Below are 23,705 nucleotides of genomic sequence, written 5' to 3' on the forward strand. Positions count from 1 at the left end.
AGAGTTATGGCAAAGAATTTAGTGATTGTAGAGTCCCCTGCCAAGGCGAAAACCATCGAAAAATTTTTAGGAAAAGATTATAAGGTGGCTTCCAGTTTTGGACATATTGCCGACCTGCCTACAAAAGAATTAGGTGTTGATACCGAAGGTAATTTTAAACCAAAATATATAGTTTCTAAAGACAAAAAAGATGTAGTTAGAAAACTAAAAGGTTTTGCAAAAGATGCTGATATGGTATGGCTGGCAAGTGATGAAGACCGGGAGGGAGAAGCTATAGCCTGGCACCTTGCCGAAGAGCTTAATCTTAAAAGTGATAAAACCAAAAGGATTGTTTTTCACGAGATCACTAAATCGGCTATTCTTAAAGCTATTGACAATCCCAGGGATATTAATTATAACCTGGTAAATGCCCAGCAGGCCCGTAGGGTTTTAGACAGGTTGGTAGGTTACGAACTTTCGCCGGTTTTATGGCGAAAAGTTAAAGGAGGTCTTTCTGCCGGGAGAGTACAATCTGTTTCAGTGAGACTTATTGTAGAAAGAGAAAGAGAAATTCAAAATTTTACTGCGGAAGCTTCCTTTAGAATAGACGCCGAATTCACTACAGAAGACGGTAAATCTTTTAAAGCAAAAATCCCGAAAAATTTTGATACCCGTAAAGAAGCCGAAGCATTTCTTCAGCAAAACTTAGGATCAGATTTTAAAGTAGCAGAACTTACTACCAAGCCTGCAAAAAAATCTCCTGCACCACCGTTTACCACTTCAACTTTGCAACAGGAAGCTGCCAGGAAGTTGTATTTTTCAGTAAGTAAGACCATGACTATGGCGCAACGTTTATACGAAGCAGGTCATATTACTTATATGAGAACAGATTCGGTAAACCTTTCAGAAGATGCACGAAAAGGAGCTAATGAAGAAATTTTAAAGGCTTACGGAGATAAATACGCAAAATCAAGACAATTTAAAGGAAAAACTAAAGGCGCTCAGGAAGCTCACGAAGCAATTCGCCCAACAAATTTTGCCAGCCACTCGGTAAGGGCAGATCGGGACGAACAACGCTTATATGAGTTGATCTGGAAGCGAGCTATCGCTTCACAAATGAGTGAAGCCCAATTGGAACGTACTAATGTAAAAATTGAAGCTTCTAAACACGATAAGCAGTTTACTGCAAATGGAGAAGTTTTGAAATTTGACGGTTTCCTGAAAGTTTACCTGGAAAGTACCGATGATGATGAAGATGCAGAAGAGCAAAACGGAATGTTACCGGCTTTAAAGGAAAATCAGCCGCTTAATAACAAATATATTACCGCAACAGAAAGATTTACAAGACCGCCATATAGATATACTGAAGCTTCTTTAGTGAAAAAACTGGAAGAATTGGGAATTGGACGTCCTTCTACTTACGCACCTACAATTTCTACTATTCAGAATAGGAATTATATAGAAAAAGGGTCGGTTGAAGGTACAGAGCGCGAGTATTTGCAATTTGTATTGAAAGGTTCTGACATCAAAGAGAATAAATTAACTGAAACCGTAGGAAGTGATAAAGGAAAATTAGTGCCAACTGCCGTAGGTATGGTGGTGAACGATTTTCTTGTGAATCATTTTTCAAACATTCTTGATTATAATTTTACCGCGAGAGTTGAGCAAAGTTTTGATGATATCGCGGAAGGAAATGAAGAATGGACGCATATGATGAAAGAATTCTATGAAGACTTTCATCCGCAGGTTGTAGATGTAGCCAAAAATGCCGACCGAGAGGTTGGAGAAAGAATTTTAGGTGAAGATCCTGAAACCGGCAAGCCTGTAAGTGTAAGGTTAGGAAAATTTGGGCCTATGGTTCAAATTGGTTCCGTAGAAGATGATGAAAAACCAAAATTCGCCAGTCTTGGTCCAGACCAAACTTTAGATTCGGTTACTTACGAAGAAGCGATGGATCTTTTCCAGCTTCCGAAGGAATTAGGAGAGTATAAAGATGAAAAAGTTGAGGTAAATAATGGCCGTTTTGGTCCTTATGTGAAATTTGGCAAGAAATATGTTTCGCTTGAAAAAGGCGAAGACCCATTAAACGTAGATTTTGATCGCGCAATGGAGCTGATCAAGGAAAAAGAAAAGGCGGATGCTCCAATTCACCACTACGAAGATATGCCGGTGCAAAAAGGTGTAGGCCGTTTTGGTCCTTTCTTAAAATGGAATGGTATTTTCATTAACGTAAATAAAAAATACGATTTTGATAATCTTTCTATTGAAGATATTGAAACCCTAATTGAAGATAAAAAGCGTAAAGAGCGTGAGAAGTTGATCCACAACTGGGAAGAAGAAGGAATTAGGGTTGAAAAAGCACGTTGGGGAAGGTTTAATATTATAAAAGGCAAGACTAAAATTGAGTTGCCAAAAACCACAGATGCCGAAAACTTAAGTTTGGAGGAAGTAAAAGAAATTCTTGAAGAGAAATCTAAAAAGAAAAAAAAGACTACTAAAAAGAAAGCTCCGGCTAAAAAAACGACTGCTAAGAAGAGCACGGCAAAAAAGAAAACCACTACAAAAAAGAAGAAGTAATATATGGATTTAGATTTTCTGAGTCCCCTTTCTGAAGAGTTGCTTAGGGAAATTGCCGGTTTTGGTGAACATTCCCTGGGAAATTCAGTAAAAAAACATACCGCCTCTCACGGTTTGCCAGATTTAGATGGCGTACAAATGGCAGTGGTGGGTATTAAAGAAAACCGGCTGGGAGAAGAAATAGACTTTCTTGATTTTGTAGATGTAAGAAAGGCTTTTTATAGTTTATTCCCGGGAAACTGGCACATTAATATTGCCGATTTGGGGGATATTGAAAAAGGCGAGACTGTAGAAGATACTTATTTTGCAGTGCAAACCCTGGTGGCGCAATTAGTGAAAAAAGATTTGATTCCCGTGCTTTTAGGCGGAAGTCAGGATTTGGTTTACGCACAATACCGGGCTTACGATACTTTAGATCAAATGGTGAATCTTGTAAATATAGATAGCCGTTTTGATTTAGGGGATGCCGAAAACCCTATAGGCAATCGCTCTTACGTGGGTAAGATAGTGGTTAATCAGCCTTATAATTTATTTAATTATTCCAATATTGGCTATCAAACCTATTTTAATTCGCAAGATGAAATAGAATTAATGGAGCGCCTGTTTTTTGACGCTTATCGTTTAGGAGAAGTTAGTAATAATATAAAATTAGTAGAACCGGTAATGCGAGATGCAAATATGGTGGCTATAGATTTAGCAGCTGTAAGTGCACCTTCATCGGGTTCTCGTGATATTGCTTCCCCTAATGGATTTGATGGGAAGGAAATTTGTGCGCTTTCACGATATGCGGGGATTAGCGACAAAGTAAGCTCTTTCGGGATTTATGAATATGATAATTTAAAATTCGGGAATTTGGGCGCCATGTTAATGGCACAAATGATGTGGTATTTTGCCGAAGGGGTAAATTACCGGACTAACGAAAATACTATTTCGGCAAAAAAAGAGTTTATAAAGTATCAGGTTCCTATAGATGATGAGGTTTTAGTGTTCTACAAAAGTCCTGTTAGCGGGAGGTGGTGGATAGAGATTCCGTTTCTTGAACATGTAGATACTAAATTAAAAAGGAGTACGTTATTACCTTGCAGTGAGGAAGATTACCTGGAAGCTTGTAATCAGGTAATTCCAGAAAGATGGTATAAAGCAAAAAGAAAAAACGAAGTTTAAAATAATTTCAGGCATTCTTGGTATTTACTGTATTTTTACCTAAAATATTGTTTTTTAAAAAATAATTAGATAGGTTTACTGCCGTAAATTGAGATGTCTTAACCTAAGAGAAACTATGAAGAAATTTATTTCGCTAATAGCTGTTCTGGCCTTGCTTTCAAGCTGTGGGCGTGGAGATCGTGGACAGCTGGTTGGTGCGAAAGGGGAGAAGTGGAATCCGGAGAAACCACTTGGGATGACATTAATTCCTGGAGGTTCATTTATAATGGGAAAGTCTGATGATGATATCGCAGGCCAACGTAATGCCCCGCCTAAAACGGTGACCGTGCGTTCTTTCTATATGGATGAAACCGAAATTACCAATGCCGAATACCGTCAATTTGTTAATGATGTAAAGGATTCTATTGTTAGAACCGAATTAGCAATTATGGCTGAAAACATGGGCGAAGCAGAAGGCTCAGGCGGAATTGGAGATTACGCTTTTATGGATGCCGATGAAGGTGACATGACGCCTTATGAAGAATATATGCTGAATACCTACGGCCAGGGTGGCCCATCTGACACCTACGAGAACCGCCGTTTAAATAAGGATATTGATATTATTTGGGATACAGAAGATTATCCAGATGTATATTATGCGGAGGTTATGGATATGATGTATATCCCCATGGAAGAAGTTTATAACGGCCAGCGTACCATAGATGTAGAAAAATTAAAGTTCACTTATACCTGGATGGATGTGCAGGGTGCAGCTAAAAAGCAAGGAAATAGAAGTGATTATATAAAAAGAGAAGAAATTCAAATTTATCCCGATACTACAGTTTGGATAAGAGATTTCAACTATTCATATAATGAGCCTATGCATAATGATTATTTCTGGCATAGTGCTTTTGACGATTATCCTGTAGTAGGAGTTACCTGGAAACAGGCAAGGGCTTTTACTCAATGGAGAACCTTATATCATAATTATTACCGAAGAGAAAAAGGTGAGCACAACGTGCCTTCATACCGTTTACCAACCGAGGGTGAATGGGAATACGCAGCTCGTGGTGGTTTAGAAGGAGCTACTTACCCGTGGGGAGGTCCTTACGCCAAAAACGACCGTGGTTGTTTTATGGCCAACTTTAAGCCATTAAGAGGGGATTACGCCGCAGATCAGGCGCTTTATACTGTTGAAGCCCAATCTTACGATCCAAATGATTACGGTTTGTATAATATGGCCGGAAACGTGGCAGAGTGGGTAGATTCGTCTTACGATCCCGCTTCTTATGAATATATGTCTTCAATGAACCCAACGGTTAATAATCCCGACGATATGCGAAAAGTAGTTCGGGGAGGTTCCTGGAAAGATGTAGCTTATTTCCTTCAGGTAAGTTCAAGAGATTATGAATATGCAGATTCTGCAAGAAGCTATATTGGCTTTAGAACAGTTCAGGATTACCTCGGAACAGATGTTACCCTAAATCAACCAAACAGATAATTAACAACCTATTTAACCAGTAGAAAATCTAAATCTATTTTATTATTATGGCAAAATCAAATACAAGTAAGAGAATAACAAACATGGTGTACGGTTTAGGTGCATCAGTTGTAATATTAGGTGCACTTTTTAAAATTATGCACTGGCCTGGAGCAAACCCAATGCTTATTGCAGGGCTTATTGTAGAAGCTCTTGTATTCGCATATTCAGCATTTGAACCTACAGATGACGACCTTGACTGGTCTTTAGTTTACCCTGAATTAGCCGGTGGACAAGGAACTCGACGTAGCGCAACAGTAATTGAGGAAGACAAAGAAACTCAGGGCCAACTTTCTAAGAAATTAGATGAAATGCTTAAAGAAGCTAAGATAGATGCTAATCTAATGAGCAGTCTTGGAGACAGTATCCGTAATTTTGAAGGAGCGGCAAAAGGAATTGCTCCTACTGTAGATGCTATGGCTTCTCAAAAGAAATACAGCGAAGAGCTTACTACTGCAGCTACGCAAATGGAAACCTTAAATAATATTTATAAAGCTCAGGTAGAATCAGCTTCACGCCAGGCAGAAATCAACCAGGAGGTTGCAGAAAATGCCGGTAAATTAAACCAGGAAATGGGATCTCTTGCAGCTAACCTTTCTTCTTTAAACGGAGTTTATGGAGGTATGCTTACAGCTATGAACGGTACCCGCAGTGGTGTGCCAACTAATTAGTGAATTTATTACCCCTGAAAACTTAAATTATTAAAGAACAAAACTAATTAGCACATGGCGTCTGGAAAACAAACCCCAAGACAGAAGATGATTAACCTGATGTATCTGGTGTTCATCGCAATGATGGCACTAAATATGTCTAAGGAAGTATTGACAGCCTTTGGTCAAATGAATGAAGACCTTGAGGAATCTAATGCTACTACATCTCAACGTAATGATATGGCAATGGCCGGTTTAGCCGCCAAAGCCGAAGAACAACCTGCAAAATATGAAGAATTAAAAGCTAAAGCCGAACAAATTGGTGTGCTTTCAGATAATTTATACAATACGGTAGGTAATCTTAAAGATGAATTATTAGCCGATTATGAAGGTGAGGAAAGGACCAATTATGAGTCTATGGATCGCGCAGATAAACTAAATAACTTGTTTTTTGCAAGTGGTAGAGTAACTCCCAGGGGAGAAGAATTTGTGGCTGCAATAGATAATTATAGAAATGAAGTACTTAATATTCTGGGAGATGGTTTTCCGCAGATTAGAAGTAAAGTAGCTAACGATTTTTCTACGGAAGAAGTAACTAATAACGAGAATGTAACTCAACCCTGGTTGATGTATAACTATCAGGGATTTCCGTTAATTGCTTCTCTTACAAAATTAACTCAGATACAATCTGATGTTAGAACAACAGAAAACGATATTTTGTCTTCAATGCTTGAAGGGCAATTGCAAAGTGACGTTTCCTTAACTAATTATCAGGCCATAGTAGTGCCAGACAAAACTGCCTTTTTTAGTGGTGAAAACTTTAAAGGTAAAGTAGTTTTAGGTCGTGTAGATCCTACTTTAAAGTTTGAAAATGTTACTATAAACGGCAATAAGGTAGAAAGCACACAGGCGGGACAGGTTATGTTAGACTTCCCTGCAGGTAATGTAGGTGAAAAAGAAATTAACGGAGAGCTTCAGTTTAAAGAAGGTGACTCAATTGTGAGAATCCCTATTAATAGTTCTTATGCTGTTATTCCAAAGCCTAATTCAGCAGTTATTTCTGCCGATAAAATGAATGTACTTTATCGTGGGGTTCAAAACCCAATGACGATTTCTATTCCTGGTGTAGGTAGTATTAGTGCTCAGGCTCCAGGACTTTCACCAGCTGGTGGTGCGGGACAATACGTGATGAACGTTACTAATTTACAGGCTAGAGAAGTAGCAATTAATGTAAGTGGTAAGCTTCCCGGTGGAGAAACCGTTTCAGATAGCAAAACATTTAGAATTAAAGATATTCCAAGACCAGCAGGTACGGTTAGGGGAGAAGATGGATCGGTGCAAATGCAACGTAATAGTTTAGAAGTTTCTACTATTGGTGCAACACTTCCAGATTTTGATTTCAATCTTGATCTAAACGTAACAGGATTTAGTTTTAAAGTACCGGGACAACCAACTATTCAGGTTAATGGTAGTAGGTTAGACGATAGAGCAAAAGCTGCTCTAAGAAGAGCAGGACGAGGAGAATCTGTGCAAATTTTTGATATTCAAGCGGGTATCTCTGGTAACTCTGGATATAAACTGAAGAAAGTTTCTCCGGTTGTTATAGAGTTAACAAATTAATAAAATTTAGAAGATGAATTGGAGAGGATTTTTATTGAATGCTTTGGTGTTTTCTTTCACAATAACATCTTTTGGGCAGGCGAATATTTTAAACGCTAAAGACCCTGAAGATATTGGCAGGAAAACCGAAGCCCAGATTCAAAGTGATATAAATGATAAACCACTTGAATATGGATACATTGAAGATCGTGATGTATTATGGTCTAAAAACGTATGGGAAAAAATAGATCTTGATGAAAGGGTTAATTTCCCATTGTATTACCCAATAGATACTAATAATATTGGGAATAACCGTAGGGCCCTGTACGATGTTTTGGTTTCTGCTATTAAAAGTGGTAAAATTCAAAACATTTATGCCGATTCTTACTTTAAAGAAAAGAGAACCCTTAAGGATATTGAAGCAACCTTATCTAAAGTAGATACTACAGATCTTGGAATTGAGCAGTATAATGCCGGGGAACAGGTTGAGGAACAATTTATAGATAGGCGGGATTTAAGTGCCGCTGATATCGCAGAATATCATATTCGTGGAATGTGGTATTTTGATAAACGCCAGGCAGAATTGAAGTATAGAATACTCGGTATAGCTCCCGTAGCTCCCGATGTAAACTTTATAGATTCTGGTCAAACCGATCTGGTAGAATTATTTTGGGTTTGGTTTCCCGATGCCAGGCAGGTTTTGCATGATAATAAAGCCTTTACCGGCAGTAGTTCGGCGCAAACCGTCACCTTTGATCATTTACTGAATTCCAGAAGATTTGATGGGATGATCTATAAAGAAGATAACGTTTATGGAGATCGTGAAATTGATGAATACATTGTAGATAATGCGTTTATGGAACTTTTAGAAGCCCAGCGTATTAAAGAGCAAATAAGAAACTTTGAGCTGGATATGTGGAATTACTAATTCCTTAAAAAGCTTCAAAATTTATTAGAAAAGCGTTCCTTATGGAGCGCTTTTTCATTTTTAATAGGGAGGTTAACTATAAATTTTTAATTTTAAACTATGTTAGATTATATAGTAGTTGGTTTAGGCCTAAGCGGAATTGCAATAAGTCAAAGGCTGGAAGACAGAAATAAGAAGTTTGTAGTTTTTGAAGATAATTCTCAAAAATCTTCCCTGGTTGCCGGTGGGCTGTTTAACCCGGTAATTCTTAAACGTTTTACCCTGGCCTGGAATGCGAATGAGCAAATGAAAATCGCACTTCCGTTTTATAAAGAAATGGAAACAAAATTACAGGCTAAGATCGTTTATCCTGTAGAAATTTATAGAAAATTCTTTTCAGCTGAAGAGCAAAATAACTGGTTTGAAGCGGCAGATAAACCTTTACTTTCCGAATATTTAGATACAAAACTGGTTAAAAATATTAATCCTTGCATTCCTTCGGAATACTCATTTGGAAGGGTTCGGCAAACCGGGGTAATTGATACCGATGTGCTCATAAAAGAATACCGAAATTATTTAAAAAATAATAACAAAATTCAATTTGAAAGATTTGATTATTCGGCGCTTCAGGTTAATGAAGATTCCGTTAACTATAATGGAGTTTCAGCCAAACAAATCGTTTTTTGTGAAGGATTTGGAATGCAACATAATCCTTTCTTTAATTACCTTCCGCTACGCGGAAATAAGGGGGAATATATCACTATTTATTCAGAAGAATTAAAACTGGAAGAAGCAGTAAAGTCTTCGGTTTTTATTATTCCGCTAGGGAATAATTTATATAAAGTTGGGGCCACTTATAACAACAAGGATACAGATCCGCAACCCAGTAAAACTGCGCGGGAAGACCTGGAAAATAAAATTAAAAAGTTAATTACCTGTAAGTTTGAAGTTGTAGACCAGTCGGCAGGAATTAGACCGGCCAGCAAAGACCGCAAACCAATGTTGGGAAGGCATCCTGAATATAAAAACCTGTATTGCTGCAATGGATTTGGCAGTAGAGGCGTGCTTATTTCCCCAATGGTTTCAGAACAATTAATCAGTTTTATTGAAGAAAATGTTCAGCTTCCGCAGGAAATAGATTTACAAAGATTCAATAAGAAATATTATGAGGCTTAGCGTTTTCCCGCATTGGGTTTGTAGTTAAGAAAGAAATTAATCCAGATATTTCTGGAAAGCCTTATAATAATAGGCATAAATACCACAAGCGTTCCTATTATGGCCCAAAAAGAGGTCATTAATCCACCTCCAAAAAAGAAATAGGCAATCACAAATGCAGCTACAGAAAATGCGATGCCTACCGCATAGCTTACATACATAGCTCCAAAAAAGAAAGAAGGCTCTATTTTATATTTTGTTCCGCAGTTAGAACAGTGCTCGTGCATTTCAAAAATACGTCCTAATTTATAAGGATTGTTTTCAACATACATACTCTCTTCGTGACAAACAGGGCAGGTTCCTGTAAGTATACTGTAAAGCTTGGTTCCTTTTAAAAATTCCATAATTGATAATCAAGGGGTTATAAGTTTCGTTGTGGCTTTAGATTGGGAGTAAACATATTTTTTTCACGTTGTAAATTTAGGCATATTTGCAAAAATAAAATCAACAAATGCTTAATATTCATAATCTCTCTGTTTCTTTTGGCGGAGAATATCTTTTTGAAGAAATAACCTTTAGACTGGGCGCGGGAGATCGCGTTGGTTTAATAGGAAAGAATGGTGCCGGAAAATCTACAATGCTTAAAATTCTTGCCGGCGAGCAGGAATACGATGGTGGGCAGATTGCGCGTGATAAAGAACTGAATATTGGTTTTTTAAAGCAGGATATAGATTTTGAACAGGGTCGCAGTGTTTTAGAAGAAGCGCAACAAGCTTTTGTTGAAATAAAGAAACTTGAAAAGCAAATTGATGAAATTAACCATCAATTAGCAACCAGAACCGATTACGAAAGTGAATCTTACACACAGCTTATTCAGGATTTAAGTGAGATTACACATACTTACGAAATAATTGGCGGGTATAATTACGAAGGTGATACCGAAAAAGTATTACTTGGGCTTGGTTTTCAACGGGAACAATTTGGTAAACTTACCGAAACTTTTTCGGGAGGTTGGAGAATGCGAATAGAACTCGCTAAACTTTTACTTCAAAATAACGATATTCTGTTACTGGATGAGCCTACCAACCACCTGGATATTGAGAGTATTATCTGGTTGGAGAATTTCCTTAATAATTATTCAGGTTGTGTGATTATTGTTTCGCACGATAAAATGTTCCTGGATAATGTTACCAATAGAACCATAGAAATTTCGCTTGGCCAGATTTACGATTTCAATAAGCCGTATTCAAAATACCTGGTGCTTAGAGAGGAATTAAGAGAGCAACAACTGGCCGCACAGAAAAATCAGCAACGTGAAATTGAGCAAACCGAAAAACTCATCGATAAATTTAGGGCGAAAGCTTCAAAAGCTTCAATGGCACAGTCGCTTATCAAAAAACTTGATAAAATAGATCGGATTGAGGTAGATGAAGATGATAACGCGGTGATGAATGTGAGTTTCCCTATTTCTATTCAACCTGGGAAAGTGGTTATAGAAGCAGAGGGAATTGGCAAAGCTTATGGTAATAATCAGGTTTTAAAAGATATTGACCTTTTAATAGAACGAGGAAGCAAAATTGCCTTTGTTGGTCAAAACGGGCAGGGTAAAACTACGCTTGCCAAAATTATTATTGATGAAATTCCTTATGAAGGACATTTAAAACTGGGTCACAATGTTCAGTTAGGATATTTTGCGCAAAATCAAGCCGATTACCTGGACGGTGAGAAAACCGTTCACGATATTATGATTGATGCTGCTAACGAAAAAAACCGAAGCAAAGTTCGGGATATGTTGGGCTCCTTCCTCTTTAGAGGAGATGAAGTAGAGAAAAAGGTAAAAGTACTCTCTGGTGGTGAAAGAAACCGTTTGGCGCTTTGCAAATTAATGCTACAGCCCTTTAACGTGCTTATTATGGATGAGCCTACCAACCATCTTGATATTAAATCTAAGAACGTATTAAAAGAAGCTTTGAATAGGTTTGAGGGAACATTAATAATTGTTTCTCACGACAGGGATTTTCTTCAAGGACTTTCTAATAAAGTTTATGAGTTTAAGGATACCAAAATAAAGGAATATCTGGGCGATATCAATTACTTTTTAGAGCAGCGTAAGCTTGAAGATATGCGTAGTGTAGAGAAAAAAGATAAAGCAGCCAAAGTGCAAAAGGATGCTGCCGGTTCTAACAACAAAAAAGCCTACAAAGACCAGAAAAAGGTAAAATCCTTAAAAAATAAACTAAGCAATACCGAATCTAAAATCACTAAGTTAGAAAAAGAACTCGAAACGCGTGATATGGAATTAGCTACAAATTACGAGGAAGTTGCAGCGAAACCAGGATATTTGGAGAAGTATAAAACAAAGAAAAAAGAGCTAAACTCTCTTATGAAAGAATGGGAAGAAATTCAGGAAAGCCTGGATAGTTTAGCATAAACAATTCTTATAATTTCAAGTTTAAATTAAACCAATTGGGCAAATAGGTGTCTTACACACATGGATAAACGCAAAATTATACTTTCTATACTTGGAGTGTTACTTATTGTTTTAGCAGTTTTTGGCGCAAAAGCAATTATTGATAGTAATGTGAAAGAAGTTCCCGAGACTACCAAAGTGGTAAAAAATGTATTTGTAGAAACTGTTGAAAACCGAAGGGTTCCCATAATAGTTCCCGCCAATGGTAATGTTACCGCGCTTAAAAAAATGGAGCTTTTTTCTGAAGTAGAAGGAATTTTCCAGTACAGCAGTAAAGATTTTAGACCCGGGCAGCGTTATAATAAAGGCCAGGTGCTATTAAGTATTAATTCAGAAGAATATGCTGCAAGTGTGCGTTCGGCTAAAAGTGAATTATTCAATAATATCACTTCCATTATGCCCGATCTTAGAATGGATTATCCAGATTCTTTTCAGAAATGGCAAAATTACCTGAATAATTTTGATGTAAACAGTACAACCAAACCTTTGCCTGAGCCAGATTCAGATAAAGAAAAATATTTTATTACCGGCCGCGGAATCCAATCGGCTTATTACGAAATAAAGAACCTGGAAGAACGCCTTAGAAAATTCAATATAGTTGCCCCATTTAATGGAGTTTTAACTGAAGCTTCCGTTAACCCGGGAACTTTGGTAAGACCCGGTCAAAAACTTGGCGAATTTATAGATCCTTCGGTTTACGAACTTGAAGTTGCTGTTGGGAAAAAGTTTTCAGATTTATTAAAAATCGGAGAAAATGTAGCGCTCCAGGATCTTGACGGGAATCAAACTTACACAGGTACTGTAAGCAGGATAAATGCCAGGGTAGACCGCGCCTCACAAACCATCCAGGTTTTTATAAGAATTGAAGATCCAGATATTCGGGAAGGAATGTACCTGGAAGCAAAATTAGATGCTCGTGATGAAGATAATGCCATTGAGATTGCCAGAGAGTTGTTGGTAGACCGGTCTAAAGTTTACGTGGTAAAAGATAGTGTGATGGTTTTAGAAGAAATTAATCCTGTTTATTTTTCAAGCAATAAAGTGGTGATAAAAGGCCTTGAAGATGGCGATAAGCTTGTTTCGGCCCCTGTTCCCGGCGCACATCCTGGAATGAAAGTGCAAATACAGGAAGAGAAAGATACTGCTAAAGCCGAGGAATTTTGAGAAAATTAATTAGTTATTTTATAAAATATGAGGTAGCCGTTAATGTGGTAATCCTCGCTTTTGTAATTTTTGGCCTGGTAGGCGTATTCAGCTTAAATTCTTCCTTTTTCCCTTTAGAAGAATCGCGCATCATCAATATTAGTGTAAATTATCCGGGTTCAGCTCCAGAGGAGATTGAAGAAGGGATTATTCTCAAAATTGAAGATAATCTTAAAGGCCTGGTAGGTATAGAACGAGTAACTTCTACAGCAAGGGAGAGTGGCGGTTCTATCACAGTAGAAATAGAGCAGGACGAAGATATAGATGTCATGCTCACCGAAGTAAAAAACGCGGTAGACCGCGTGCCTACTTTTCCTGGCGGAATGGAGCCTTTAGTGGTTTCTAAAGAAGAAAGAGTGCGCCCATCTATTAGTTTTGCTATTAGCGGCGATGGCGTGCCGCTAGTCACGCTGAAACGTATTAGCGAGCAAGTAGAGAACGATTTAAGGCAGCTTGACGGAATTTCGCAAATAGAAATTTCTGGATTTCCCGAAGAAGAAATTGAAATTGCAGTTAGCCAGGACGATCTTTTAGCTTATAACCTAACTTTTGAAGAAGTTGCCAGAACCGTTGGTGCAGCAAATATCTTAAGTACCGGCGGAACTATTAAAACCGAAGCAGAAGATTATTTAATTAGGGCAAACAGCCGTAGTTATTATGCTGATGCTTTAAACGATTTGGTTATAAGATCTTCAGCTACCGGTCAAACTACCCGCTTAAGCGATGTGGCCGAAGTTAGGGATCAGTTTGGTGAAACTTCTAACTCTTCATATTTCAATGGTAATATTGCTGTAAATGTTGCGATAAGCAATACCAATAATGAAGACCTTTTATCGGCTGCAAAAAAGGTAAAAGAATACGTAAAAGATTATAATGCGAAAAGCAGTAATATTCGTCTGGATGTAGTATCAGATTCTTCAATTACATTAGGGCAAAGAACCCAGCTACTTCTGGAAAATGGAGCAATGGGAATATTTCTCGTATTATTATTCCTCTCGATTTTTCTAAATACAAGGCTGGCATTTTGGGTGGCTTTTGGGCTTCCTATTGCATTTTTGGGAATGTTTATGTTTGCTGGCCAGTTTGGGGTAACTATAAACGTACTTTCTTTATTCGGGATGATTATCGTAATTGGGATCCTGGTAGATGATGGAATTGTAATTGGTGAAAACATTTATCAGCATTACGAAATGGGGAAAACTCCCGTTCAGGCAGCTTTAGATGGTACCATGGAAGTTATTCCTCCTATTATTTCTGCTATTTTAACTACGGTATTAGCCTTTTCAACATTCTTATTTTTAGACAGTAGAATTGGTGAATTTTTTGGCGAAGTCTCTACAGTGGTCATCCTTACCTTAGTGGTTTCATTGGTAGAAGCACTTATTATCTTACCGGCCCACATTGCTCATTCAAAAGCATTACAAGCCCGGAATGTTGAAGAAGATAACAAGAAAACTGGCCTGGCTAAGTTCTTTGTTAAAATGCGGGTAGTAAACCGCACCGGGGATAAGGTTATGAGCTATTTAAGAGATAAATCTTATAGCCCCGTATTAAAATTTGTGCTTAAACAACAAATGCTTTCTTTAGGAATTTTGGTTGCTGTTTTAATTCTAACCATTGGAGCAATTGGTGGCAACTGGATTAGGATAACCTTATTCCCAAGTATCGCCAGTGACAGGGTGAGTATAGATCTTTTAATGGCTGAAGGAGTGAATCCCGAAAAAACAGACTCCATTATTTCTATGGTTGAAGCAGCTGCCTGGCGCGTAAATGAAGATTTTAGCAGCCGCCAAAGCGGAAATAAACAAGTTGTAGAAAATACTATAAAAAGAGTTGGCCCCGGAAATAATAAAGCTTCTCTACAGGTAAATTTACTGCCCGGAGAAGAAAGAGACATTGGATCGCCAGAAATTACAAATGCTATTAGGGATGAAGTAGGGCCTGTTTTTGGTGTAGAGAACCTTACTTTTGGCTCTGGTGGTAATTTTGGAGGAGATCCGGTTTCGGTGTCTTTATTGGGGAATAACCTCCAGGAACTGGAAGCAGCAAAAGAGGAACTAAAGGATAATTTTGAAAATAATGCGCTTTTAAAAGATGTTAAGGATAACGATCCGCAGGGTATAAAAGAGATTAATATTAAACTGAAAGAAAACGCTTATGCTCTTGGCCTGGATCTTAGTGAAGTGATGCGCCAGGTGAGAAACGGTTTTTTCGGAACTCCGGTGCAGCGTTTTCAGCGGGGCCAGGATGAGATTAGGGTTTGGGTTCGCTACGATCTTGAGAATCGTTCCTCTATAAACGATCTAGACGATATGCGATTAACAACACCAGATGGCGCGCGTGTACCGTTTAATGAAATTGCAAATTATGATATTGTGCGCGGTACCGAATCTATAAGCCATTTGGACGGACTTCGGGAAATAAGGGTGAGTGCAGATATGGAAGATCCCAACGGAAGTTCTACTGAAATTTTAGCAGACATCAGAAGTAACGTAATGCCCGATTTACTTGCAAAATATCCCAGTTTATCGGTTTCTTATGAAGGTCAAAACAGGGAAGCCAACAAGCTAACCGATTCCGCTAAGGGAGTATTACCGGTGGTGTTATTCCTTATTTATGCAGTAATCGCTTTTACTTTTAGAAGTTACAGCCAGCCCTTATTATTAATGATAATGATTCCCTTTAGTATTATTGGGGTTGCGTGGGGACACTGGATTCACGATTTTCCGGTAAATGTACTTTCAGCTCTAGGAATTATTGCTTTAGTAGGAATTATGGTGAATGATGGGCTGGTACTTATAAGTAAGTTTAACGGAAACCTGCGAGACGGGATGAAGTTTAACGATGCACTTTACGAAGCCGGCCGGGCAAGATTTAGGGCTATTTTTCTAACCTCGCTTACCACTATTGCGGGAATGGCACCATTACTACTTGAAAAAAGCAGGCAGGCGCAATTCTTAAAACCGATGGCAATTTCTATTTCTTATGGAATCGCTATTGCTACAATACTAACCTTACTGCTTTTGCCATTACTTCTATCTATCAGTAATAATATTAAAGTGAGTGGAAAATGGCTCGCCAGCGGAAACAGAGTGACACACGAAGAAGTAGAAAGAGCTATTAAAGAACAAAAAGAAGAAAAAGCACATGGGGAGATCGGTTAATTTAATACTTGTGGTCGCTATTTTTTGTATGGGTAGTATGGTTGCCCAGGAAGAAAATGTCTTAACCAAGGAAGAAGCTATAGCACTCGCGTTAGAGCGTAATTACGGTATTAAAATGGCTAATAACGATGTGGAAATCTCCGAAAACAATCAGGGAATCCTTAATTCTGGCTATTTACCATCGGTAACCGGGCGAGCAGGTGCCGGGTACGATCTTAACAACAGGCTTACTGAGCCTGAAGAAGGTGAACCCCTAGATCAACAAGGTATAGAAAGCAATTCTTATAATGCATCTATAAATTTAGATTACACTTTGTTTGATGGTTTGGGTAGGTTTTACAACTACAAAAGTTTAAAAGAACAATACGATTTGTCTAAACTACAGGCGCGGGAAACCATAGAAAATACTATGCTTCAGTTGTTAACCGTTTACTATGAAATTGCACGTCTAAGCGAGAATGTTGAAGTATTAAAAGATGTTCTGGAAACTTCAAAAGATCGTGTAACAAGGGCACAATACCAGTTCGATTACGGGCAGAGTAATAACCTGGCGGTGCTTAATGCCAGGGTAGATGTAAATAACGATAGTGTGAACCTGCTGCAAACCCGTCAACAACTGGATAACACCAAACGAGATTTAAATGTTTTGGTAGATAGACAAATAATGAACAAGGATTTTGAGGTAGATACCACGGTTACTTTTATTCCAAAATTACAATTAGAAGCCTATATTGATGAAGCCGAAACGAATAACGTTTCCTTGCTTCAGCTGGATAAAAATTTGGCTATTACAGAATACGATATTAAAATTAGCAAATCTGGTTATTTGCCTACTATAGATCTTAACGGCTCTTATGGGTGGAATTTTAATAGAAGTGCTGCAACAGCTTTCTTTCCCGGAAGCCGCCAAACTACTGATGGTATTTCTGGAGGTGTAAGTTTAACCTGGGATCTTTTTGATGGTGGTACTACTTCTGTGCAAATTCAGAATGCTAAAATAACCCACGAGAACCAGGAGTTGCAAAAGAAACAGGTAGCTCTGGGAATTAGGAGGGATATTGCTAATGCTCTGGGAAATTATGAAAACCGGTTATATATTTTAAGGGTTCAGGAAGAAAACGTAGCTACAAACCAGGATAATTTTGAACGTTCCCAGGAACAATTTAACCTTGGAAGAATTACTTCTATTGAATTTAGACAGGCCCAGGTGAATTTACTGGATGCAAGAACGAGTCTTAATCTCGCAAAATATGATGCAAAGATTGCTGAATTGGAGTTACTACAGCTCACCGGCCAATTGTTGAATATTGAATTGTAATTTATGTTTGAACACTTTTTTCAATGTCCCTATTGCTGGGAAGAAATTTCTGTACTTCTAGATCCATCGGTTAGCAGTCAAACCTATATTGAAGACTGCGAGAATTGCTGTAACCCTATAGAAATACGTGTCTCTTTTGAGAATGGAGAATTAACATCTTATGAGGCCGTGAATATTGAACAGTAAGCTTCTAAATTACTTTTCATCCACTTCCAAATTCATTTTCTTTTTTTAACTTAGGGAATATACTAACCATTCTATAGCCCAATGGAAAAAACTTTTGAGTTTGCCGATCATGTTGTCGGTTTCATGATTAAAGAAGAAATTGATCACAAAAAAATGAAAGACATCCTTTCAAAAATAGAAAATCGTTTAGAAAAAATAAGGCCAATATGTCTTTATTTAGAGGATGAATCTGATGAAGGAATCTCACTGGGAGGTTTTTTTAAGGCAGTAAAATTTCATTTTTCACATCCTGAAGATCTAAAAAAAATAGCTATTGTTACTGATGATAAGATGTTTAAGAAATCTATGAAAATAAAAGATTTTATTGTTCCGGCAGATGTAGAAGCGTTTAAAAAAAAGGAGAGAATGAAGGCTATGAATTGGGTAATGATTTAATTGAAAAAAGCTTTGGAGAAACAAAAAATGACTGTATATTTGCAGTCGATATCGCGGGATAGAGCAGTAGGTAGCTCGTCGGGCTCATAACCCGAAGGTCACTGGTTCGAGTCCAGTTCCCGCTACTAGCAATGACAAGGCTTTACAGAAATGTAAGGCCTTTTTTTATGGACTGGGTACAACATAGGTACAACATTTTTGGAAAGCCAAATTTGAATAGAAAATAATGTTAATTAACATTATTTGGGGATATTTCCTATCTCATTCGAAGTGTAACTTAGTAATTTGAAGGATTTGTATAATTCTCTATTTCATTAAATAGCTTATTAAAAAACAATGTTCTAATTCTTCAGTATAAGATCTTGGTAATTTTTTAATTGAAATTATTATCAAATTATGTGATAAACCTTTTGAAATCTGTTCCTATTCTTTTTGCACAATCTGTGCATTGATTTTTTTTTATCTTTGTAGTGTGAAAATTATCGCTGTCATATTATCTCTATATATATTCGGGCTTAACTTATTAGCCTGTAATGATAGTGACACTTCACAAGTGATTTCTGATTCAGAAGTAACAGTGGTTGCTACGCAGAATTTAGATATCGACTATTCACATGATAAAGTAGCAGATTTATGCCCTCCTTTTTGTAGTTGCCATTGCTGCCATGTGCATACAGTAGATTTCGGTTCTTCAAATTTCAAGGCTTTGATTATTGAAATTCCATCAAAAGCCTTTGTCCATTTTGACAGCTCAGTGGAAGAACCTATTCTTTCCTTTTTAGATCCTCCAAAAGTTTAATTCAGTTTTTTTAAAGGATAATTATATCCTTTTTTGACCAAATCCTGGTTCTCATACTAGATCCTTGGTCCTATTGATAGATTTTGTTAGGCACAAAATTATTATCAAGAATTTTAACTGAATTAAATTTTTATTTATATGATTAATAAGATAATCGCATTTTCCATTAATAATAAATTTATTATTGGACTACTTACCTTAGCGCTGATAGGGACGGGTATTTGGTCCATGATGACCGTCAACCTGGGATCGGTGCCAGATATTACTAACAATCAGGTTCAGGTGATCACCCAGTCGCCAAATCTTGCCACAGAAGATATTGAACAATTTGTAACCTATCCCGTAGAACTTTCGATGGGTAATTTACCTGGAGTTACAGAGATTCGCTCTATTTCACGGTTTGGACTTTCGGTAGTTACTATTGTTTTTAAAGATGATATGGGAACTTATCTCCCTCGTCAACTAGTACAGGAAAAACTTAATGAATTGGGAGAAACCATTCCCGATAAATTTGGAAGTCCTGCTATGGGACCTATTTCAACCGGATTGGGTCAAATTTATGAGTATACCATAAAGCCAAAGGAGGGATACGAAACTGAATATTCTCCCATGGAACTACGAACTATTCAGGACTGGATAATCAAGCGACAACTTACCTTGCTGGAAGGTGTGGTGGAAGTAAATTCTTTTGGAGGCTCCATAAAACAATATGAGGTAGCAATCAATCCTGAGAAATTAAACAGTATGGGTATAAGTATCTCTGAGGTTTATGAGGCGCTGGCCCGAAACAATGTGAATACCGGTGGAGCTTATATTGAGAAAAATAAAATGTCAAATTTTATTAGAGGTGAAGGTTTAATCCGTTCACTGGAGGATATAAGGAAAATTGCTATTACTACCGAAAATTCTATTCCGATAACTATTGGAGATGTTGCGGAAGATGTTCAGTTTGGAAATCAGGTACGCTACGGAGCTTTCACTCAAGACGGAGAGGAAGCCGTAGGCGGGATAATAATGATGTTAAAAGGCGCCAATCCCAATGCCGTAATTCAGGATGTTAAAGATAGGATGGCAGAAGTTGAAAAGTCACTTCCTGAAGGTTTGACCATAGAGCCAATTATTGATCGGAGTGAATTAATAGCACGAACAACCGATACTGTTAAAACAAATTTACTGGAAGGTGCATTGATAGTGATTTTTGCCCTGGTATTGTTATTAGGTAGTCTAAGAGGTGGACTTATTACTGCTACCACTATTCCCTTATCACTGCTTTTTGCTTTTATTTTAATGAAACAATTCAATGTCTGGGCCAATCTAATGAGTTTGGGCGCTATTGACTTTGGAATCATTATAGACGGTGCAGTGATTATCATCGAGGGAACCGTGTATGAAATACAAAAACGGATAAGATCTGGCAAGGTGAAATTCAATCAGGCTAAAATGGATGAAGTAGCCTATGATGCTGGGAGCACGATGATGAGTTCCGCATTTTTTGGACAGATTATAATTCTTATTGTATTCACGCCTATACTTTTTCTTACGGGGGTAGAAGGTAAAATGTTTAAGCCGATGGCGTACACTTTCGGTTTTGCCATGATAGGTGCTATTTTCTTATGCCTTACCTATGTCCCTATGATGTCTGCCCTATTTATGAAACCCATTCAGAATAAAAAGAACTGGTTTGGAAGGTTTGAACGCTGGCTGGAAAGGATAAGTGATAAGATAATTGGTGGAATACAAAGGGTATATATGCCTTTACTGAAAGGGGCATTAAAACTGAAGCTCATTGTTGTAGGTGCTGCTGCTGTTCTACTTGTATTAGCCGGTTTCCTTTTTTCCAGAATGGGAGGAGAATTTGTGCCTCAACTGGATGAAGGGGATATTGCAATGCAGGCTTTAATCAGACCAGGAAGTTCATTAACAGAGTCTATTGAAGTTTCCAAAAAAATAGAAAATATCCTTCTAGAAAATTTTCCTGAAATTAAAACAGCAACAGCAAGAATTGGAGTAGCGGACATCCCAACAGATCCAATGCCGATGGATATCGCAGATATGTACCTGATTCTTGAAAAAGATAAGGATAATTGGACAACCGCTGAAACTAAAGAAGGACTTATAGCGCAAATCAAGGAAAAACTCAATAAAGAACTTACTGGGGTAAACCTTGTGTTTACGCAACCTGTAGAATTAAGGTTCAACGAATTATTAGAGGGGGTTAGAGAAGATATTGCGGTTAAACTATATGGAGAGGACCTGGGGGTGTTGTCGGAAAAGGTACAGGAAATGGCTAATATTATCCAGACCGTACCTGGAGCAGGAGATGTTAATCCTGAACGAACATCTGGGCTGCCACAAATGACCGTGAAATTTAACCGTGATAAAATTGCTCAATATGGCCTGGATATCCAAAAAGCAAATGATTATATAAGTACTGCTTTTGCGGGAGGAACCGCAGGAGTCATTTTTGAAGGAGAAAAGCGATTCGATTTAGTAGTAAGATTTGATGAAGAACATAGAAAGAATATTGATGACTTGCGTGGAATGTATATCGATCTTCCCGACGGAACTCAGGTACCGATAAAAGAAATAGCAGATATCGAATATGTTCCGGGCCCTATGCAAATTTCGAGAGATGATACCTACAGAAGAACCTATGTGGGTGTAAATGCCCGGGGAAGGGATGTAGAGTCAGTCGTTAATGATATTCAGCAAAGATTAGATGAAGAATTAGAATTACCTCCCGGGTATTATATAACTTATGGGGGGGAATTCGAAAATCTTCAGAGTGCTAAGGACCGCTTGATAATTGTTGTACCCATTGCCCTTTTCTTGATATTTGTTCTTCTATATTTTGCCCTAAAATCGTTTTCCCAATCTGTCATGATCTATATAGCCATACCCCTCGCTGCCATTGGAGGTGTTTTTGCCCTTTGGTTGCGGGGAATGCCATTCAGTATTTCTGCTGGGGTAGGTTTTATTGTATTATTCGGGGTTGCAGTTTTAAACGGGCTGGTACTAATAAATAGATTCAATTCTTTAAAAGAAGAAGGAGTAACCAGTATAAAAGATAGAATTTTTACAGGAACCAAAGAACGAATACGACCTATTATGTTAACAGCAACAACAGATATTTTCGGTTTTTTACCAATGGCATTTTCCACATCAGCCGGTGCAGAAGTTCAACAACCACTTGCTACGGTGGTTATAGGTGGGATGCTTACAGCTACACTGCTTACGCTGGTTGTATTACCAGTACTATATACCCTTGTAGAAAGAAAACGAGAGAAAAAAGAACAGAATAAACTAGGTTCTTCCAATTCGCGATCTTTAGCTACGATTTTGATAATTGGCTTAGTTTTAGGCGGAACCTTTTCTGTAAATGCACAATCTGATGCAATGTCATCTGAATATTCACAACAGGATTCTTTACAAACAATTAGTTTGGAGGATGCAAAAGAAATGGCAATCAAAAATTTTCCACAGCTCCAAGCTGCCCAGCTCGAAATTGAAAGTGAGGAAGTATTGCGCAAAACCGCCTTTGATTTTGGAAACACCCAAATCTTTACAGGAAAAGAAGAAGTAGGAAATGGCTCTGATGGGATCTATACCCAAATTGGCGTCCAACAACAAGGCATCGATATTTTCGGAATAGTGCCCCGGTTAAAACTACAGAAAGAAAGGGTGGCACTTGCTGAAAATGCCTTAGAGCTATCTACTATTGAAATTGAACGTGAAGTAAGCAGGGCCTGGACATCTGTTTATACAAGTAAAAAGAGGTATCAGGTATATAAGAAAATGGATTCTATTTTCGAAGATATTGAAAGGGCGGCTAGAATCAGGTATGAGACAGAAGCTACCTCTAAACTGGAATATCTTGCCACCTCAAATCAGGGGAATGAGGTGAAAATACAGTTAGAACAAGCTTATCGAGATTATCTGAAATCAATACAGCGCTTAAACCTATGGTTTGTTAGTGACACAATTTACGATGTACCAGATTTGCCTGCTGAAGCATTGGATGAACCTTTAAACTTTCTGGTAGAGTCTCTTGAAAATCATCCCTTACTACAGGTTTCAGAACAAAGAATTGACGTGGCAAAAGCGGTTACCAGAGAACGAAAATCTGAATTTTTGCCCAAATTTCAGGGTCAATACGGTAGGCAGGAAATAGCCGGGCAATCGGGTTTCTTTCAATATCAAATAGGAATTCAAATTCCACTGTTTTTTGGGCCGGAATTAGGCCGTACCCAGGAAGCACAAGTGAATCGAAAGATTGCAGAGCAAAACTTTTACCAGGATAAACTCGAACTGGAAATCGCCTATAAAAATATGCGGGAAGACTACATCAAATGGAGAAACTCATGGAATTATTATAGGGATGAAGCGCTTCCTTTAGCACAGGAACAACAGGATGGGTCGGTATTAGCATTTAAGGAAGGTGCTATAGATTACGTAACCTTCCTTCAAAATATAAGAGATGCCATTAGAATCGAAGTAAATGCCTGGAGTGCTTTTAACGATTATCTCGACAGCCGTTACCAACTGGAATATTACCTTAAGAATTCAAATTAAAAATTAAA

The 23,705-nt window shown here is 37.9% G+C and carries 16 protein-coding genes and 1 tRNA gene; 16 read left to right on the forward strand and 1 reads right to left on the reverse strand.

Annotation, left to right across the window (positions count from 1 at the left end; genetic code table 11):
* Positions 1–6 precede the first annotated feature (6 nt).
* From topA to AO058_RS06195, 7 genes are all read left to right on the forward strand, one after another.
* Entirely contained in the window at positions 7–2,556 is a 2,550-nt protein-coding gene (gene topA, locus AO058_RS06165) for a type I DNA topoisomerase (RefSeq protein WP_075325736.1), read from the forward strand.
* Between the two features lie 3 nt (positions 2,557–2,559).
* A complete protein-coding gene (locus tag AO058_RS06170) occupies positions 2,560–3,720 on the forward strand; it encodes a formimidoylglutamase (protein WP_075325737.1) in 1,161 nt (386 codons plus the stop codon).
* A 115-nt stretch (positions 3,721–3,835) separates the two neighbouring features.
* A complete protein-coding gene (gene gldK / locus AO058_RS06175; RefSeq protein ID WP_075325738.1) occupies positions 3,836–5,200 on the forward strand; it encodes a type IX secretion system lipoprotein PorK/GldK in 1,365 nt (454 codons plus the stop codon).
* Positions 5,201–5,247: 47 nt separating this feature from the next.
* The gene (gene gldL / locus AO058_RS06180) at positions 5,248–5,910 is read left to right on the forward strand and encodes a type IX secretion system motor protein PorL/GldL (protein WP_075325739.1); all 663 of its coding nucleotides are present in this window, start codon (positions 5,248–5,250) and stop codon (positions 5,908–5,910) included.
* Positions 5,911–5,964: 54 nt separating this feature from the next.
* The gene (gldM, locus tag AO058_RS06185) at positions 5,965–7,509 is read left to right on the forward strand and encodes a type IX secretion system motor protein PorM/GldM (RefSeq protein ID WP_075325740.1); all 1,545 of its coding nucleotides are present in this window, start codon (positions 5,965–5,967) and stop codon (positions 7,507–7,509) included.
* Positions 7,510–7,522: 13 nt separating this feature from the next.
* Positions 7,523–8,416 carry a type IX secretion system ring protein PorN/GldN gene (gene gldN / locus AO058_RS06190; RefSeq protein ID WP_075325741.1) on the forward strand — a complete coding sequence of 298 codons (894 nt, stop codon included), beginning with the start codon at positions 7,523–7,525 and terminating at the stop codon, positions 8,414–8,416.
* Positions 8,417–8,515: 99 nt separating this feature from the next.
* Positions 8,516–9,571, forward strand: a complete 1,056-nt coding sequence (locus AO058_RS06195) for an NAD(P)/FAD-dependent oxidoreductase (RefSeq protein WP_075325742.1) — start codon at positions 8,516–8,518, stop codon at positions 9,569–9,571.
* Here the strand turns inward: AO058_RS06195 and AO058_RS06200 are convergent.
* Positions 9,568–9,954, reverse strand: coding sequence for a DUF983 domain-containing protein (locus tag AO058_RS06200; protein ID WP_075325743.1), 387 nt, complete (start codon positions 9,952–9,954; stop codon positions 9,568–9,570). The two genes, AO058_RS06195 and AO058_RS06200, sit on opposite strands and share 4 nt — an antisense overlap.
* A 107-nt stretch (positions 9,955–10,061) precedes the next feature.
* Between AO058_RS06200 and AO058_RS06205 the strand changes: the two genes are divergently transcribed.
* The 9 genes from AO058_RS06205 to AO058_RS06245 all read left to right on the forward strand — a co-directional run bounded on the left by AO058_RS06205 (position 10,062) and on the right by AO058_RS06245 (position 23,697).
* On the forward strand, positions 10,062–11,981 hold the full coding sequence (locus AO058_RS06205) for an ABC-F family ATP-binding cassette domain-containing protein (protein ID WP_075325744.1): 1,920 nt from the start codon (positions 10,062–10,064) through the stop codon (positions 11,979–11,981).
* Between the two features lie 60 nt (positions 11,982–12,041).
* On the forward strand, positions 12,042–13,184 hold the full coding sequence (locus AO058_RS06210; RefSeq protein ID WP_075325745.1) for an efflux RND transporter periplasmic adaptor subunit: 1,143 nt from the start codon (positions 12,042–12,044) through the stop codon (positions 13,182–13,184).
* Positions 13,181–16,387, forward strand: coding sequence for an efflux RND transporter permease subunit (locus AO058_RS06215; RefSeq protein WP_075325746.1), 3,207 nt, complete (start codon positions 13,181–13,183; stop codon positions 16,385–16,387). Before AO058_RS06210 ends, AO058_RS06215 begins: the two co-directional genes overlap by 4 nt.
* Positions 16,371–17,705, forward strand: a complete 1,335-nt coding sequence (locus AO058_RS06220; RefSeq protein WP_075325747.1) for a TolC family protein — start codon at positions 16,371–16,373, stop codon at positions 17,703–17,705. Before AO058_RS06215 ends, AO058_RS06220 begins: the two co-directional genes overlap by 17 nt.
* Before the next feature lie 3 nt (positions 17,706–17,708).
* Entirely contained in the window at positions 17,709–17,891 is a 183-nt protein-coding gene (locus AO058_RS06225) for a CPXCG motif-containing cysteine-rich protein (protein WP_075325748.1), read from the forward strand.
* Positions 17,892–17,972: 81 nt separating this feature from the next.
* Positions 17,973–18,326, forward strand: coding sequence for an STAS/SEC14 domain-containing protein (locus AO058_RS06230; RefSeq protein ID WP_075325749.1), 354 nt, complete (start codon positions 17,973–17,975; stop codon positions 18,324–18,326).
* A gap of 52 nt (positions 18,327–18,378) precedes the next feature.
* Positions 18,379–18,451, forward strand: a tRNA-Met gene (locus AO058_RS06235).
* Positions 18,452–18,798: 347 nt separating this feature from the next.
* Positions 18,799–19,125 carry a DUF6660 family protein gene (locus tag AO058_RS06240; RefSeq protein ID WP_225573949.1) on the forward strand — a complete coding sequence of 109 codons (327 nt, stop codon included), beginning with the start codon at positions 18,799–18,801 and terminating at the stop codon, positions 19,123–19,125.
* Between the two features lie 138 nt (positions 19,126–19,263).
* Positions 19,264–23,697, forward strand: a complete 4,434-nt coding sequence (locus AO058_RS06245) for a CusA/CzcA family heavy metal efflux RND transporter (RefSeq protein WP_075325750.1) — start codon at positions 19,264–19,266, stop codon at positions 23,695–23,697.
* Positions 23,698–23,705 lie beyond the last annotated feature (8 nt).

The organism is Salegentibacter sp. T436, from assembly GCF_001932675.1.
Classification (GTDB): domain Bacteria; phylum Bacteroidota; class Bacteroidia; order Flavobacteriales; family Flavobacteriaceae; genus Salegentibacter; species Salegentibacter agarivorans.